General features: G+C 64.0%; 16 protein-coding genes. 13 read left to right on the top strand and 3 right to left on the bottom strand.

Translation table 11 applies throughout. The features are described from left to right. The 5 genes from LQK81_RS23535 to LQK81_RS23515 all read left to right on the top strand — a co-directional run bounded on the left by LQK81_RS23535 (position 1) and on the right by LQK81_RS23515 (position 6,889). Positions 1–3,036 (top strand): ATP-binding protein, encoded by a 3,036-nt coding sequence (locus LQK81_RS23535; RefSeq protein ID WP_230808850.1) that lies wholly within the window; start codon positions 1–3, stop codon positions 3,034–3,036. Then, positions 3,033–4,247, top strand: coding sequence for a YcaO-like family protein (locus LQK81_RS23530; protein WP_230808849.1), 1,215 nt, complete (start codon positions 3,033–3,035; stop codon positions 4,245–4,247). The genes LQK81_RS23535 and LQK81_RS23530 overlap by 4 nt, the downstream gene beginning before the upstream one ends. 4 nt (positions 4,248–4,251) lie before the next feature. After that, positions 4,252–5,043: a TfuA-like protein gene (locus LQK81_RS23525; protein WP_230808848.1), complete on the top strand. Its 792-nt coding sequence runs from the start codon at positions 4,252–4,254 to the stop codon at positions 5,041–5,043. A gap of 49 nt (positions 5,044–5,092) precedes the next feature. Beyond that, positions 5,093–6,289, top strand: a complete 1,197-nt coding sequence (locus LQK81_RS23520; RefSeq protein WP_230808847.1) for a hypothetical protein — start codon at positions 5,093–5,095, stop codon at positions 6,287–6,289. A 99-nt stretch (positions 6,290–6,388) separates the two neighbouring features. Continuing rightward, positions 6,389–6,889 carry a hypothetical protein gene (locus LQK81_RS23515; protein ID WP_230808846.1) on the top strand — a complete coding sequence of 167 codons (501 nt, stop codon included), beginning with the start codon at positions 6,389–6,391 and terminating at the stop codon, positions 6,887–6,889. Between the two features lie 268 nt (positions 6,890–7,157). Here the strand turns inward: LQK81_RS23515 and LQK81_RS23510 are convergent, their stop codons facing one another. Next, complete coding sequence (locus tag LQK81_RS23510) at positions 7,158–7,406, bottom strand: hypothetical protein (protein ID WP_230808845.1); 249 nt, start codon at positions 7,404–7,406, stop codon at positions 7,158–7,160. 368 nt (positions 7,407–7,774) lie between these two features. On the opposite strand from LQK81_RS23510, the gene LQK81_RS23505 reads away from it, so the two are divergent. The 8 genes from LQK81_RS23505 to LQK81_RS23470 all read left to right on the top strand — a co-directional run bounded on the left by LQK81_RS23505 (position 7,775) and on the right by LQK81_RS23470 (position 15,614). After that, positions 7,775–8,818, top strand: coding sequence for a LacI family DNA-binding transcriptional regulator (locus LQK81_RS23505; protein ID WP_230808844.1), 1,044 nt, complete (start codon positions 7,775–7,777; stop codon positions 8,816–8,818). Positions 8,819–9,003: 185 nt separating this feature from the next. Then, positions 9,004–9,468: a MaoC/PaaZ C-terminal domain-containing protein gene (locus tag LQK81_RS23500; protein ID WP_230808843.1), complete on the top strand. Its 465-nt coding sequence runs from the start codon at positions 9,004–9,006 to the stop codon at positions 9,466–9,468. 46 nt (positions 9,469–9,514) lie between these two features. Beyond that, positions 9,515–10,492, top strand: coding sequence for a TRAP transporter substrate-binding protein (locus tag LQK81_RS23495; RefSeq protein ID WP_230808842.1), 978 nt, complete (start codon positions 9,515–9,517; stop codon positions 10,490–10,492). Between the two features lie 79 nt (positions 10,493–10,571). Next, complete coding sequence (locus LQK81_RS23490) at positions 10,572–11,135, top strand: TRAP transporter small permease (RefSeq protein ID WP_230808841.1); 564 nt, start codon at positions 10,572–10,574, stop codon at positions 11,133–11,135. 4 nt (positions 11,136–11,139) lie between these two features. Beyond that, positions 11,140–12,420 (top strand): TRAP transporter large permease, encoded by a 1,281-nt coding sequence (locus LQK81_RS23485; RefSeq protein WP_230808840.1) that lies wholly within the window; start codon positions 11,140–11,142, stop codon positions 12,418–12,420. Between the two features lie 37 nt (positions 12,421–12,457). Continuing rightward, positions 12,458–13,663, top strand: coding sequence for a CaiB/BaiF CoA transferase family protein (locus LQK81_RS23480; protein ID WP_230808839.1), 1,206 nt, complete (start codon positions 12,458–12,460; stop codon positions 13,661–13,663). 3 nt (positions 13,664–13,666) lie between these two features. Further along, on the top strand, positions 13,667–14,437 hold the full coding sequence (locus LQK81_RS23475; protein ID WP_230808838.1) for an enoyl-CoA hydratase/isomerase family protein: 771 nt from the start codon (positions 13,667–13,669) through the stop codon (positions 14,435–14,437). Positions 14,438–14,483: 46 nt separating this feature from the next. Further along, positions 14,484–15,614 (top strand): extracellular solute-binding protein, encoded by a 1,131-nt coding sequence (locus LQK81_RS23470; protein WP_230808837.1) that lies wholly within the window; start codon positions 14,484–14,486, stop codon positions 15,612–15,614. Between the two features lie 225 nt (positions 15,615–15,839). On the opposite strand, the gene LQK81_RS23465 is transcribed toward LQK81_RS23470, so the two are convergent. Both LQK81_RS23465 and LQK81_RS23460 read right to left on the bottom strand, forming a co-directional pair. Further along, a complete protein-coding gene (locus LQK81_RS23465) occupies positions 15,840–16,022 on the bottom strand; it encodes a hypothetical protein (RefSeq protein ID WP_230808836.1) in 183 nt (60 codons plus the stop codon). Between the two features lie 29 nt (positions 16,023–16,051). Then, a complete protein-coding gene (locus tag LQK81_RS23460; RefSeq protein WP_230808835.1) occupies positions 16,052–16,228 on the bottom strand; it encodes a hypothetical protein in 177 nt (58 codons plus the stop codon). Positions 16,229–16,461: the final 233 nt, after the last annotated feature.

The following is a 16,461-nucleotide window of genomic DNA, read 5'->3' as shown; positions in this document are numbered from 1 at the left end:
ATGTCCAAAGCAGGTCGACAAATACATACCGGTGCCCTTTCGGGAGAACGCAGGCAGGTCACCGCACTCTTCTACGACATTGTTGGCTCGACCGCCTTGCTGCACCAGCTTGATCCTGAAGATTTCGGCGACATGCAACGGACGCTCCACAACGAGGCGGCCGCGGTCATCAGGAACAACAGCGGTTACCTTGAATGGATCCAGGGTGATGGCGGTTGTGCCTTTTTCGGGTTTCCCCAGCCGAGCGAGGATGCCGCCGAATGTGCGCTCGTCTCGGCCCTTGAGATCGTCGAGCGATGCGAGCAGCAGTTCGGATCCAGCCTGAAAGTCAGGGTCGGCGTCGCCACCGGCGTGGTCGTCCTCGCGGATGCTTCAAATCCGACGCTACCCCAACATACCGAGGTCATCGGCATCGCCCCTGCACTTGCCGCCCGCATCCAGTCCGAGGCTGCGCCGAACACCATCGCGGTCGCGGAGGCGACCTATCGGCTGACCACCGGAACGTTCGAGTTCGAGGAAATCGGGCATCGGCAGATCAAGGGTTTCGAGGAGCCGGTCGCGTTATGGCGACCGATCGCCCGACGGCAGCCGCCCGATCGCTTCACGGCTTCCCGGCGTGTCTCGACGCCCCTGGTCGGCCGCGTCGAGGAGATCGGGCTGTGCCAGCGACGCTGGGCCCGAGCCATAGGCGGCAACGGCCAGTTCGTGTTCCTGCATGGCAACGCCGGCATCGGGAAATCGCGGCTCATCACCGAGTTCCGTCGCGGCCTTGAAAGGCAGGGCGTGGACACGGTCGTATTCCAGTGCCAGCCCCGGGGCCGCACCAAACCGCTTCATCCCTTCCTGGAGCTCATCAGGCAGCTTGTCGCAGAGGCGAGCAGGCAGGCCGAACCGGACCGGGATGCGATCGTTCGTTACTTGCGATCCCTCAGTTGCGAGGTGGGCGAACTCGATGCCGGGATCGTTGCGTTCCTGATGCTCGGCAAGGCGCAGGAATCGTCCGACGAGACCTGGTCGATCGATCTCTCCGACGAGGAAATCCGGGCCCGCGCCGTCGAGGCCATGCTTGCCGTGCTGACCTCCACCGCCGTGTCGAAGCCCCTCCTGATCGTGATCGAGGATCTCCACTGGGCCGACACACTCACGAGTGCGCTTGTCGCTCGCCTGCCTGAATGGATCGCGGCAAGGCCTGTCCTGACCCTTGCAACGTCCCGCGATGCCATCGAGCAACATCTTCTGGACGATCCGAATGTTCTCGCGATGCCGTTATCCGGCCTCACGGCTGAAGCCACCTCGGAACTGATCGAGGGCATCTGGGAGACGACGCCTCCGGACGGGCTTGCCGCCTTTGTCTATGAGAAGAGCGACGGCGTGCCCCTGTTTGCCGAACAGCTCGCCCTGTTGCTCAGGGAACGCGCGAAGGACGGCGCCCAGGATCGGGCCGGATGGGAAGCGCCGCTCCGCGATGGCGTCATCAATCTGCGCGACCTCATCTCGACCCGGCTCGCCGACCTTGGACCGCTGAGGCGCGTTGCGCAAATCGCGAGCGTCATCGGGCGGGAATTCCGACGGAAGCTCCTCGTTGCCGTCATGGAGCCCGAACAGCTTCCCATTTCCTTGGACGAGGCGCTCGAGAAACTCGTTCACGCCGGCATCTTGCGGCGGAAGTCCGCGGGCGCAAACGACCGGTTCTGCCACGTCCTCATCCAGGAGGCAGCCTATGACAGCCTCCTGAAATCGGAACGGCGGCAGATCCACGGGCGCATCGCCCGCCTTGTCCAGGCAGGTTCGGTTTCACCGCTCCCCGATGAAACCATGGCGTGGCACTTCGAGCTGGCCGGCCAGCCGCTCGAGGCGGCGCGCTACGGAATTCAGGCGGCCGAGGCCTGTGGGTTCCGATCGGCCATGTACGAAGCCGAGCATTTGCTGGACGCTGCCGAGAAGCAGCTTGCGCAGGCGGGAAAAGGCGACGACGCGGATGACCTGATGCTTCGCCTTCTCGCGATCCGCGGGCCGGTTGCGGCGGCGCTCTTCGGGCGAGGGGGCGAGCAAGCGCGCTCGATCTACGAACGGGGCGTATCGCTGTGCGCCGAACACAAGGACCAGGATCGCGCGAAATGGTTCCCGCTCTATTGGGGCTGGTGGTTCACCGCGCCCGACTACGAGACGCAGCGCGCCCGCTCCGACATCCTCGTCCGCGACCTCGAAGGCTCGGCAGACCCCGAGGTCCGGCTTCAGTCGCTCCATTGCGCCTGGGCGACGAACGAAGATGCCGGACGGCATCTGCACTGCCTGAAATGCGTTGAGGACGGCCTCAGGCTCTACGACGAGAGCCGGGCGCGCTTCAGTCGCGGCCGCTATGGCGGCCACGATGCGCGGGTCTGCGGCCTGGGCGAACGGGCCTTCTCCCTCTGGTTCATCGGCGACGACGCCGGATCGTCGAAGAGCATCAACGCGGCGAAGCAATGGGCCGAGCACGTCAACCATTTGAACAGCCTCCTTCATGCGCTGGAATTCGATATCGAGCTGAAGCGCTATCGGGACGATCATGCCGGCGTGATTTCGGCTGCGGACAGGATCGCCGAACTCGCCGAAGCCGTACCCGGCGTCCTCGCCAAGGCAGCGCTGTTTCGCGCCTGGGCGCGCGGCCTGAGCAAGGACGCGGAAGCCGGCCTGGCGGAATTCGAGGCCGGGCTGAAACGACAGCGCGAGATCGCCACATACGAGGGCGCCCCGGTCTATGAAGGGATGCGGGCTGAACTGTTCGAGCGAACCGGCCGCAACGACGAGGCCCTGTCCATCCTGGACGGCGCGATCGATGCCTCGATCGGCAGCGGCCAGGTCTTCTGGCTCGCAGAGCTGCTCCGGCAGCGGGCCCTTCTTCGCCATGCCCGCCAGGAGCCGGAAAAGGCGATCGCGCTGGACCTTGGCCGTGCGCTGCAGGTCGCGACCGAGCAGCACGCTTCGGCGCTCGTCTCACGTGCGCGCCTGGACTTGAAGCGACTTGGGATCAAAGCCCCGGCGCCCGGCCCATGAACGGGGCCCATGCGGTAACGGCCGCTCAACTGGGAGCGCGCCTCGAGCGGGACATCGCCGCCAATAGCCATTTCCGGGGACGGGACCCGGACGCCACCGAAGAACTCGTCCGTGCACTTCTGTCCGCGCGCCGGCGCTTCGGAATCATGCGCGTCGGATCGCTGACCCGTCTCGATCGCGCCGGCGTCGCGGTGGCCCAGGTGGTGCGGCCGCTTTCGCTGTCCAACGCCGTCTCCCAGGGCAAGGGCGCCAACATCATCGAGGCAGCGGCATCGGCGCTGATGGAGGCGATCGAGAGCTGGGCAGCGGAGCGGATCGCACCCGAGCGCATCAAGGTCGCCAGCGCGCGCGATCTGGGAGACGAGGTTCGCAACCTCTACGCCGGTTGCCGCGTGCACGGCTTCGATGCCGGCTGGGACCAGTTGCGACTTGGCTGGACGGAGGGCTACGACCTCTTCACCGCGCGCATCCTGCCGGTTCCCGTCGCGATGGTCGACACGGTCTACACGCTTCCCTCGCCACATCCGATAGCGTTTCCACGCTCGTCACGGGGGCTCGCCGCCGGTCGGACCACGCTTGCTGCGATCATCCATGCGGCGCTCGAGGTCCTGGAGAGGGCGGGCGTCGCAGTGGCGGAACGCTATCCACGCTCCTACCCGGAGCTTCGGATCGATCCCTCCAGCATCGATGGACCGCTTGCGTCGCAGGCCTTGGACCGGCTTTCGGCATCGGATCTCGTCGCAGGCATTTGGCTGGTCCCGACCGGCCACGATCTCCCTGTCTTTCGCTGTCAGGTCATCGAGACCGAGGGCCATCGGGAGATCGCGCCGATGCCGGGCGAGGGGTTCGCGTGCGATTTCACCTATGACGGCGCGCTGGCGGCGGCTCTGACGGAAGCGGCACAGGCACGGGTGACGGCGCTGGCCGGCGCGCGCGAGGACATCACCCGCATGTCCTATCCCGAGCGCCATGACCGCGCATATCTGGATGCGCGCCGACGCGCGTTCCGGTCGCCAGGCGAGACGGCAGCACTTCCCGCAGAGCGCAACGTACCGGCTTCGGGCGCTGCCGCGCTGGCAGCCTTGCTGGCCGCGCTCAAGGCGGCCGGAGCGCTCGCGGCACTCGTGGTGCCCCTCCACAGCGGCAAGGATCCGGACATCGAGGTTGTCCGCCTCGTCGTACCGCCACTCAAAGATCTCGGCGGAGAGTGAGGCGATGGCTGGTGAGCTGGTCGTCTTCCTCGGACCGACAATGCGGCGCGCCGAAGCCGCCGAAATTCTCGATGCGGTCTATTTGCCGCCGGCTGAACAGGGTTCCGTCGTGCGCGCGGTGCGGGCATACGCTCCAAGGGCGATCGTACTGATCGACGGCTCGTTCGCAACGGCCCCGGCAGTCCGCCACAAGGAGATCCTCTGGGCGCTTGCGAAAGGGATCCCGGTGTTCGGGGCGGCCAGCATGGGCGCGCTCCGGGCGGCGGAGCTGGCCGCGGTCGGCATGCAGGGCCACGGCTTCATCTACCGGTGGTACGCCCTCACGCCCCTGGCGGATGACGACGAGGTCGCGGTGGCCATGTGCCCGCCTGAGCTTGGTGCCGCGCCGCTGAGCGAGGCGTTGATCAACATCCGCCTGACGCTGCGCCGCGCGGTGCGCGCCGGGATCCTGACCATGCCCGAGCAGCGCGCACTCGAAGCGCAGGCCCGCAACATGCACTTCGTCGATCGCAGCTATGCGCGCCTTCTCGCAGAAGCACGAGCCACACTGCTTCCTGTAGCCGCTGACGCGCTGGATCGCCTTGCGGACTGGCTCCCGTCCGGGGCGCTCGACCGCAAGCGCGAGGACGCGCTCGGACTGTTGACGAGGCTCTCCCGCTACCCGGAGTTGGTCCTGCGACGCCCTGACACCCCACCCTTCCGGTTGACCGAGGCATGGGCGTATGACCTCGACGCGGCAGGGCTGTGGGATGACGATATTGCAACAATACTTGCAGACAACAGTAAAATGACTTAAGGATAACTTCGGTCATCCCCGGCGACGGGGAGAAGGCGGGGGCGCCAGCATGGATTCTACCGGACAATGGCAGTCTGGCGAGAGGACCGCGGATTCCCGCCTTGGAACGCGCTTCCTCGTTTTCCCGCAGCCCCCTTTCATTCCCGGCTATGAGCGTCCGGAGACGATCTGGATTTCCACTCCGCCCGAGCGGATCGGCCCGGGACCAGCCGACCACCGGATGTACGTGATCGCCCCGCAGACCGAGAAGCAACCCTACCAGTTTCCCTACCTGCCTCCCTATGCCGGCGCCCTGCTGCCACCTGCAACGGCAGGCGCGGACGGTCACTTCGACACGATTCCGATCGGCACGCCGGAATTCGAGGCGGCACACGCCTATGCCTGCGTCCGGCGCGTGCTCGACATCTGCGAAAGCTACCTCGGCCGTGAAATCCCCTGGTTCTTCGAACAGACCTACGACCGGCTCGAGATCGTGCCGCGCCTGCACTGGGACAATGCGCAGTCGGGCTATGGCTTTCTGGAAATGGGGGAGGATCTGGCGCGCGGCGAACCGCAGCCCTTCGCGCTGAATTTCGACTCCGTCGCCCACGAGATCGGGCACCTGATCATCTTCGGTGTGATGGGCGCCCCCCGGTTCGACCCTCCGCATGAATACTACGGCTACCACGAGGCTGTCGCCGACTTCATCGGGCTCATCGGGCTGCTGCACTTCGACACGGCGCTCGACCTGCTTCTGCGGCGGACGCGTGGCAACCTCCTGATCGCCAACGAGCTTGATCGCTTCGGCGAGCTATCCGACGAGAAGCAGGTGCGGCTCTTCAGCCATTCGCTGCGGATGGGCGACGTCAGCGCAGAAGTGCACGATCTCTCCAAGCCTTTCGCGGGGGCCCTGTTCGACGTCCTGATTGAAATCTACCAGGTGCTGCTTTTCGAACGCGAGCTTTCCGATCTTGATCCGCGCGAGTTCCGGGACATCAGGAGCCAACTGTCGGAAGATGAACTGGAACGACAGCTTTCGGTCTCGCTCAGCGGCAACGAAGGCCGGCATTTTGCCCTGAAGTCGGCGCTGGAAGAGGCGCGCGACCTTGTCGGCGAGACGCTGGTCCGCTCATGGGAAGAGCTTGACCCGGAAACACTCGACTACCGCTGGGCGGCGGAGGCGATGATCGTGGCGGCCGAGAACGGACGCAGCAGCCGCTTTGCCGGCAGCATCATCGACAACTTCGCCTGGCGCGGGATTTTATGAAGCGAAACGCATGCCGATGACGAACCGGGGGCCGTGACGGCCAGTCGGCGCAGACGACAGAGTTCGTCGGCGTCGAAGCGATAAAGAGGGAGAAACTCGATGACAGACAACATTCCTGCTGCACCCGACCCGCGGAGGTTCTGGCCGGATCAGATTACCCTTTACGGAGTGGCATTGAACATCACAACGACGGCCGATACGGCCAATCTGCCATTCGACGGCCACTTCGTCCGGCTTTCAGTGGTGGAAATGGGGTCGGACGCTCCGGTGGCCCCGGAAGTGATGGTGATTGCGGCCGTCTACGGATATGCGTTCGAAGGTCAGTGCTACCGCTTTGACAAGCCAAAGCTGCTCGTATTCCGGCCAGGCGTGGCAGCGGCACCGGCAAACGGATGCGGCTTTGAGGATCTCGGATACTCCATGTGGCAGATCACCAAGCAGACGCCCGTCATGGAACTTGCCACGAGTACAGACCTTGCCGAGGAGATCGTCCTGAATGCCAATCTTCCCGGAAACCGCAATCCAAACACCTACGGCAACAGCTTCATACTCGGACATCGCAGCGGCCGGCTGAACCGCGGAGGGGGAAATGGCGGCTAGAGCAATTCCAGCAAAAGTGGGAACCGGTCTTGCGTCTGCGTAAAACCAAGAAGATAGAGCATAGTCGACGATTCAATAATCGCCGGCAATGTTCTAGCAGTCGCCGAACGCGCAACCGTGCTGACCGAAACTGCCGCCAAAGCGCCGCGCGACCATCCGGATTCGCGTTGCGTAGCTTGAGCATTGTTCTTCTCAAAGTCGTCGCGCACTGTCGCGCGACCGGCGCTGTCGCGAACTGTTCAATCTGCTGCGCCGGAAGCCTGCCGCCCTAAATCGGATATGGGTTTCCGTGAGCGACGAGCTTATTCTTGTCATGCGTCGAGAACGTTTTCCCGTCGCTACTTACTTCGACTTTTACGAGGCCGGAGTTTTGATCAAAAGTCTCGACAACTACAGGAAAAACTTCACCTACCGCCAGCAAGCCAGAAGTTTTCGGTACCGGCTTAACTGGATACAGATCTGTAATTCTCAAATATTTCTTCGTTTTATCCGCTGAGAATTTCACTAACGCTACCATTCTCGCCTCCATCGCGTTAAGATTGATCCAGTATCAATAATTTAACAGAGTACAGAGGCTCATTCCAGTTGCATAACAGCGCAACATGAAAGAAAAAATTCCGCATATACTGTGACGCGGCGTTGTGCGCCCGAGAGCCTTCAGCCTCCCCCACACCGCTCAGGGCGTGTCTGAAATTCCCCGAATGAGCGCTGTTGCGGAAACGCGGCGGGGTCGGGCTGGCCGAGCGGGCGCTCCCTTAGCCGGGCAGCGCGGCCCTTGGCGGCGACCGCCCTGCTACGGGGCATGCCCTTGCTTTGAAAGCGTTAAATCCGCGATAAGGTGGGGTCACCGATATTCTTCCTGCGAATCTCGGTCGGGGAGGGTTCATGTCCGAGACACCAGAAAAGCGCCTACGCAGCCGCCGCCTGTCCAGCGGCGGCGTCAGGATGGTGGATGTCGCCCGGCGTGCGGGCACGTCCACGCAGACGGTGTCGCGCGTTCTCAGCCGCCCGGAACTCGTCGCCGACGAGACCCGCAAGCTCGTGGAACAGGCGATCCGGGACCTGAACTACATTCCGAACAGCGCAGCCCGGCTGCTGGCGTCGAGCGTCAGCCATATCGTGGCCGTTATCATCCCGAGCCTTTCGGCCACCGTCTACGCGCAGGAAGTCCACCACATCGTGCGCGTGCTCGAGGAGCATTCCTTTTCCGTCGTGATCGGCCACAGCGACTATTCCGAGCTGCGCGAGGAACGGTTGGTCCAGTCCTTCCTCGAACGGCGACCGGACGGCTTCATCCTGACGGGCACCCAGCACACCGACCTGACCCGCCAGCTTCTCAGGAACAGCGGCGTTCCGGTCGTCGAAACCTTCGACGGCGACAATGCCGCCATGGACACGTCCATCGGCTTCAGCAATTTCGAGGCCGGCCGAAGGGTTGCCGAGCTTTTCCTCAGTCGCGGCCTGACGCGCATTGCCTATGTCGGCGGACGGAGGGACCAGGACTTTCGCTCCAATGCGCGTTTCGACGGCCTGCGCTCCCGCCTGAATGAAGAGGGACTGGCACCCGTCGCCCGGGTCGAACTCACCCTGCCGATGCCGGCCGGCGACGGCGTTCGTGGCCTCGATCGCGTTCTCGCCATTGATCCGCTGACGCAGGCGATCTTCTTCAGCGCCGACAACCTGGCAATCTCCGCCTTGCTCGAATGCAACCGCCGCGGAATCCGCGTGCCGGAGCAACTCGCGATCTGCGGCTTCGGCAACTACGATTTCGCCGATGCCGTGGTGCCGTCACTGACCACGGTCTCGGTTCCCTTCGAGGAAATAGGCGTCCTTGCCGCGAATGCCATCCTGGCCAGGCTGGACGGAACCACCAAGGGCCCGTCGCAGACCATCGTGCCGCTTCAGCTTCTCAGGCGGGGAAGCGCATAGGCGGCAGGGAACGCTCGATCGGCGATTGACAAGTGCTTTTGATAGCGCTAACACCAAATCACAAGATTTCGGGAGGAGATCCGAATTCCTGTCATTCGCAGCGGTCGAAGACGACCGCAGAGTGCCGGCGCCTGAAGCGCGCCCGCAGCAATCGCGAATGCCTGCATGCGGAGGAAAGGCACTGAATGTCGGGCGCGGTCTATTTCGAGCAATTCACCATCGGGGCGACGCGCTCTTCGCCGACCCGCACGATAACCGAGACCGACATCGTCGTTCACGCCGGGCACACCGGCGACTTCTTCCCTCACCATGTCGATGCGGAGTTTGCAGCAAAAACGCCCTTCGGCCAGCGCATTGCGCACGGTACGATGGTGTTTTCCATCGGCATCGGGCTGGCGGCCGCCGAGGTCAACCCTGCATCGTTCAGCTATGGCCATGACCGGTTGCGCTTCGTCCGCCCGGTCTTCATCGGGGATACGATCCAGACACGGATCACGGTCGTCGCAAAGGAGGACGATCCCCGCAGGCCCGAATACGGGCGGGTGACCGAGCGTTGCGAGGTGGTCAACCAGAGAGGCGAAACCGTTCTTGTTAGCGATCACATTCGCGTAGTTGAAAAAGCCCCAGGAGGGATCCGGAAGGCTGGATAGAAACAGGGCGGCGTCACAGTCGCCCGGCTCAAAGGGAGGAGAGAGCATGAAAATGATGGGAAGGGGCCTTTTGGCCGCAATTGCGTTTCTGGCGATGGCGGGCACGTCCTCGGCCGACGTCTCGGCCGTATTCGGTGGAGCCGACCCGCTGGAGGGCGTCTACGATCGTCAGAACCAGCATTTTGTCGACCTCGTCAATGAACGCGGCGCGGGCCAGATCAAGCTGGAGTTCATCCGCGGCGAACAACTCGGCAACGACGTCCAGGTCATCGAGCAGGTGATGAGCGGCGCCGTACAGTTCTACGGCGACGACTTCAGCTTCTATTCGAACTGGGTGCCGGAGCTGAACATCGTCAGCTGGGGCTTCCTGTTCCGTGACAATGCCCATGTGCAGGCCTACATCGAAAGCGACAGCTACAAGAACGCCGTCGAAAAGCTCCGCGCGGAACAGGGGATCAGAATTCTGGCCGCCGCCCCCGGGCAGGTCCGCGTGATGGTGTCGAGCCGCCCGATCAAGGGCGTCGAGGACCTCGCCGGCCTGAAGATGCGCGTTCCCGAGATCCGCACCTATCTCACGCTGTGGGAAACGCTAGGTACCGCGCCGGCGCGCGTCGCCTGGGGCGAGACGTTCCTGGGCCTGTCGACTGGCGTCGTCGAAGGCGCCGAAGGCGGGATCTCGTCGATCTACGGCGCGAAATTCCACGAGGCGGCGAAGAACGTCACCCGCACGGACCATGTCCGCATCATCGCGCACATCGCAGTCAACGATGCCTGGTTCCAGGCACAGACCCCGGAAATCCAGGAACTGCTGACCAAGGCCGCGCAGGATGCGGTGATCTGGCAGATGGAAACGGTGACCGCGGAGCAGGCCGAGACGCTCGACAAGATGGCCGCCGACGGTGCGACGGTGACGGAAATCGACGTGACGCCGCTTCGCGAGCGTTCGGAGGTCGCCGTGGAGAAGCTCGAAGCCGAAGGCTTCTGGCCGAAGGGCCTCTGGGCCGAAATCCAGGCCATGGACTGATTGGATGCCGGTGGCCGGCCACTGCCGGCCACCTTTCCCACCCGCCGGGCGGGTCGCACGTCGCGAAAAGGTATAATCCATGCTTGCCAAAAGAATTGACGGGTATCTTGCGGGCCTGATCCGCATCATCGCCCGCATAGAGATGTCTGCGCTTGTCGTCGCGATGGTCTTCATCATCGCCTCGATAGCGCTCCAGACCTTCACGCGGTACGCCTTCGGCCGCCCCATCACCTGGGTGGAGGAGGGCGCCGTCTACGCTTTCATATGGATCACCTTCGTCGGCGCCAGCTACGGCGCCAAGCAGGGCAAGCTGATCAAGGTGGAACTGTTCAGCGCCAATTTCGGCGAGGAGGGGCTTCGCCGGATTGCGATCCTGAGCCACATCTTCATCTTCCTCGGCTGCGCCTATCTCGCCTGGATCACGCCGAGCGTCATCGGCATCGAAAGCCGGAGCACAACGATCGCACTGCCGATCGATGTGCCGCGCTCCTGGTTCTATTCCGTGCCGCTGTTCTACTTCGCCTTCGTGACGGCCTTTTCCAGCCTCGCGCGCCTATTCCGGCTGATCGTGCTCAAGGACCGGACGCCGCTCGTCGCGCCGTTCCCCGTCGAAGAGCAAGACATTCCCCTAACCGCGAGCTGATCCCGTGCCGATATTCATTCTGTTTGCAGGCTTCCTGGCCCTCCTCGCGGCCGAGGTCCCCGTCGCCATTGCGCTCTTCCTGTCGTCGTTGGCCTATATCGACACCTTCACGCCGATGCCGATCCAGATCGTCGTCCAGCGCATGGCTTCCGGCCTCGACAGCTTTCCGCTGATCGCCATTCCGTTGTTCGTGCTTGCCGGCAACATCCTGAACGGCGCCGGCATCGCTGCCCGCATCTACGCCTTTGCCGTGGCGCTCGTCGGCCATATCAGGGGCGGGCTCGCCCAGGTCAACATCTTCGGCAGCATGGTCTTTGCCGGCATGTCCGGCGTGGCGCAGGCCGATGCGGCCGGCCTCGGCACCATCGAGATCAAGCACATGAAGGACCACGGCTACAGTGCGCCGTTCGCAGCCGCCTGCACCGCCGCCTCCGCCATCATCGGCCCCATCATTCCGCCGAGCGTGATCATGGTCGTCTATGCCGTGACCGCGCAGGTTTCCCTGACGAAACTGTTCCTTGCCGGCATCATTCCGGGCCTGACGATGGGCCTGGCGCTGATGATCCTCGTCTGGGTCCTGGCTGCGACGGGCCGCGTCAAGGCGCCGACGGAACCGCGTACCAGCATTCCGCTGATCGCCATCACCTTCTGGAAGGCCTTGCCGGCCCTGGTTGCCCCGATCTTCCTGACGGCCGGCATGCTGCTGGGCTTTGCGACACCGACGGAACTCGGCGCGCTGACGGTCATCTATGCCGTCGTGCTGGGCTTCATCACCAAGGACCTGACGATTTCGTCGCTGCTGATGCACATCCGCCAGAGCGCGGTGACCTCCGGCATCCTGACGCTGATCATCGCCGCCGCCGTGCCGTTCGGCTGGATCATCTCGGTCGGCAACTATGCTTCCGGCCTGCTTGGCTTCTTCGAAGCCATCGGTGCGAACTGGGTGGTGTTCCTGCTGGTCGTGAACATCGCGCTGCTGGTCTTCGGCCTGTTCATCGAGACCACTGCCGTGCTGCTGATCGCAACGCCCGCACTCCTGCCACTCGCTGCAGCCTTCGGGATCGACCCGATCCATCTCGGCGTCATCATGATCGTCAACCTGCTCATCGGGGCCATCACGCCGCCGATGGGCGTCATCCTGTTCATCTGCCAGCACATCGCCGAGATCCGCTTCTCGCAGATGATCAGGGCGATCCTACCCTTCTACATCCCGCTCGGCATCATGCTTCTCATCATCACCTACTGGTCGCCCATCGTGATGTGGCTGCCGAACTTCTTCTATTGAGCACCGACTGCGAAGTCAGCACCAAGGATCTACTGACATGACCAAAAGCTCCGGTATTCTTTCCGGTTACCGCGTCCTCGATTGCTCCATCGCCATGGCGGGGCCCTTCGCCGCGCAGCGCCTCGGCGATCTCGGGGCCGATGTCGTCAAGATTGAACCCGTCACCGGCGAGTGGCAACGCCACGTTTCGGCCGGCGGCGCGAAGGGCAACCGCATCAACGTCTCGTTCCTATCGCTGAACCGCAACAAGCGTTCGCTGGCGATCGACCTGAAGTCGCCGGAAGGCAAGGCGGTGCTGCTCGATCTGGTCAAGGATGCGGACGTCTTCCTGCAGAACTACCGTCCCGGCGTCGCCGCACGTCTCGGCGTCGATTACGAGACGCTGTCCAGGCTCAATCCGCGCCTCGTCTACGTCTCCATGTCGGGCTATGGCGAGAGCGGTCCCTATCTCGACCGTCCCGGCCAGGACCTGATCCTGCAGGGCATGTCGGGCGCCATGCTGTCGGCGGGACGGGAAGGCGAGGCACCCACGGCCGCCGGCCAGTACCTGGTCGATGCCGTGGCCGCCTACAACGCCTTCGAAGGCGCCCTCGCAGCGTTGCTACACCGCGAACGCACCGGCGAGGGCCAGCTTGTTCAGGTGAACATGCTCGACGCCATCACCAACATCCAGATGCAGGAACTTTCCGTCTTCACCGTCGCCGGCAAGCCGCAGGCGCGCTCCGCCGAACCGCACGCCCATGTCTACATCCGCGCGCCCTATGGCGCATTCGCCACCAGCGACGGCTACATCATCGTGGCCTTCCCGCCGCTCCGGAAATTCGGCGAGATCATCGGCGAGCCGTCGTTCCTGACGATGGACGACGAGACGGACAGCTGGGCGCAGCGCGACCACATCTTTGCCCGCACGCGCGAGCGGCTGCTGGCCAGGACGTCCGCCGAGTGGCTGTCGCTGCTGCGCGCCGCCGACATCTGGTGCGGTCCGGTCTACGGATACGAGGAGCTCCTGAAGGACGAGCAGATCCGCCACAACGGCACGTTCGTCGAGTACGACCATCCGACCGAGGGCCGTATCAAGACGCCCGGCTTCCCCATCAATTTCTCCAGGACGCCCTCCCGCGTTGATCGGGGAGCACCGGTGACCGGTCAGCATTCGCGCGAGGTCCTGAAGGAAGCCGGGTTCGCACCCGAACGGATCGAAAAGCTTCTGGCGACCGGCGTCGTCGCGCAGGGAGAACTCTGAGCGATGACGGACGACATTGTCTTCACAGTCGATGGCCACGTGGCGACGATCACGCTGAACCGGCCGCAGAAACTCAACGCCGTCACGCCGGAAATGTCCGATGCGATCGTCGAAGCGGTGGAGACGGTCAACGCCAGCGACACGATCCGCTGCGTCATCGTCACCGGCGCCGGCGACCGGGCCTTCTGTGCGGGCTCCGACATCAAGGAACTGGACGGCTACGAGACGCCCTGGCAGTTTCGCAACCGGCCCGACTATTGCGACGCCATGCGGCGGCTCCTGAAGCCGACGATTGCGGCCGTCAACGGCTATGCCTTCGGCGGCGGGCTGGAAACCGCGATGAGCTGCGATATCCGCATCGCCTCCGAAAACGCCCAGTTCGCGGCGCCGGAGATCAAGCTCGGCTGGATCGGCGGCGGCGGCATGGCCACCTTCCTTGCGCATTCGATCGGTGCGTCCAACGCGGCGCTGATGCTGATGACCGGCGATGCCGTGTCGGCCGAGAAGGCGCTCGCCTGGGGCCTCGTCAGCGAGGTCGTCTCGCAGGCCGAGTTGACGGCACGGGCCCGCGGCATCGCCGAGACGATCGCTTCGCGTGCGCCCATCGCCGCCGAGACTGCCAAGCTCAACCTCCGCGCCGCCCATGCCATGCCGCAGGAAAAGGCGATCGAATACGAGCGCGACCTGCAGACGATCTGCTTCGCTACGGCGGATGCGCTGGAAGGCCGCGCCGCCTTCAAGGAGAAGCGCGCGCCGGTCTTCCACCGGCGTTGACGACAACCCGTTCCCGAACACGCGACAAGAGACAAGAGTTGCGACCATGACCGTGACACTGAAAGGCATGACCTGGAGCCATCCGCGCGGCTACGATCCGATGGTGCGCTGTTCCGAGGTCTACAAGGAGAAGACGGGGATCGAAATCGTCTGGGAGAAGCGCTCGCTTCAGGACTTCGAGAGCTTCCCGGTCGACGAACTGGCCCGCGCTTACGACCTGATCGTCATCGATCATCCTCATGTGGGGCAGGTGACGCAGGAGAATTGCCTGCTGCCGCTCGATGTCGAGGGCAGGGAGGCTGAGCGGGAGGCCCTTGGCGACGCCTCGGTCGGCCCGTCTTACCGCAGCTATTTCTGGCAGGGGCGCCAGTGGGCGTTCCCGATCGATGCGGCAACGCAGGTGCAGGCCTTCCGGCCGGATCTCGCCGCTCGCGCACCGAGGCGCTGGGAGGAGGTCGTCGATCTCGCCCGCGAAGGACGTGTCCTGCTACCGCTTCGCGCGCCCCATGCGCTGATGACGTTCTACACGCTGGCTGCGAACATCGGCCAGCCGTGCTCGACCGTATCGGGCGATCTGATCGATGCCGCCGCCGGCGCCCGTGTCTACGATCTGCTGAGGGAGCTCGTCACCCATCTCGATCCCGCCTGCTTCGACATGGATCCGATCCAGGCATCGGAAGCGATGGCGATGGCGGACGGCAGGATCGCCTGCATTCCCTACACCTATGGCTACGTCAGCTATGCCCTGGAAGGCTTCCGCGACAGGCGGCTGGATTTTGCCGATATTCCGGCCGCGGGGACGAACGGACCGGTCGGGGGAACGCTCGGAGGAACCGGCATCGCTGTCTCCGCCTATACGAAGCATCCGGAATCAGCGATCGATTTCGCCTACTGGATCTCGGGTGCGGATGCGCAGCGCGGCCCCTATGCGGCGGCAGGCGGGCAGCCGGGACACGCGGCTGCCTGGGAGGATGATGGCGTGAACGCTCCCGCCTGGGATTTCTACAAAAAGACCCGCGCGACGCTCGAGGGCTCCTATCTCCGCCCCCGCCACGACGGCTACATGCCGTTCCAGGCGGCGGCATCCGAACGCATCAGCACCGGCCTCAAGTCCGGCGAAGCGGCCGAAACCGTGATCGCCGACCTCAATGACCTCTACCGCAACAGCTTCGCCTGATGCGCATCGGGGACTAGCCATCAGGACGGATACTGGCCCGGAATCGGGCGGTATATCGCCCGACGCCGCCTAGAATAGGAAAATCGCACGGAAATCGTTGCATCTATGCGAGTCGGACCGGTCACGGGAGCGTCACCTGGAACCGCATCCTGTTCCAAGTGGCGTCGGGAAACTGCGGCATCCACCGAGATCTCGTCCCGCATCGCCATGCCGTGGCGCTGCATATTACCCCTCACCGGTGAAACTGCCGGGTCGGCGCGTTCGCCAGCCACGATCAAAGCCATGCCCCATCGCGATCGCCGTGGCCCTGAGTTTCTCTTCCACGGCATCGCGCTCGGCTAGCAGAGATCGGATCGCTTCCAGCGCGTTGCCGTTGTGCAATTCAAGGATCGCGACCGCCTCGTCCAATGGAGGCGGCCCCTCGGAAGTGGCGGCGCTCATTGGAGGGGCAGGCGGAGTTGGGTGCCAGCCTTGCGCCGAACGTAGACGGGACGCGGCGGTGCCTCCAGGCGCTTCTGCGCCTCAGCACGACGGGCAAGGAGACGTTCACGAAGCGCCTTTGAGGCTGCGACCGCGGCGAGGGCTTGCGCGATGACTTTGTCGGTATCGGCCATATCAAAGCTCCATAATGTTCCCTTTATGTTCTCATTCGAGAGGCCTGGAGTCAACCAGAAACGCGAGCGGGCCGGGAACGGAATGCTGTCGCAGGTCGACTTCGCTTGCCCCCTGCAGGACTTCGTGGCCGCCGATCGGGGCAGGAGGAAATTCGTGCCGGCCAAGCCGTCGGCCAGGCATCCGCGACAGGCGGCGACGTCGCAGCTTTACATCGAAACTCGATCGGTTAACT

Origin of the sequence: Rhizobium sp. GN54, assembly GCF_021026345.1 — a bacterium.
Lineage (GTDB): Bacteria > Pseudomonadota > Alphaproteobacteria > Rhizobiales > Rhizobiaceae > Mycoplana.
This window is presented reverse-complemented; position numbering and strand designations above follow the sequence as displayed.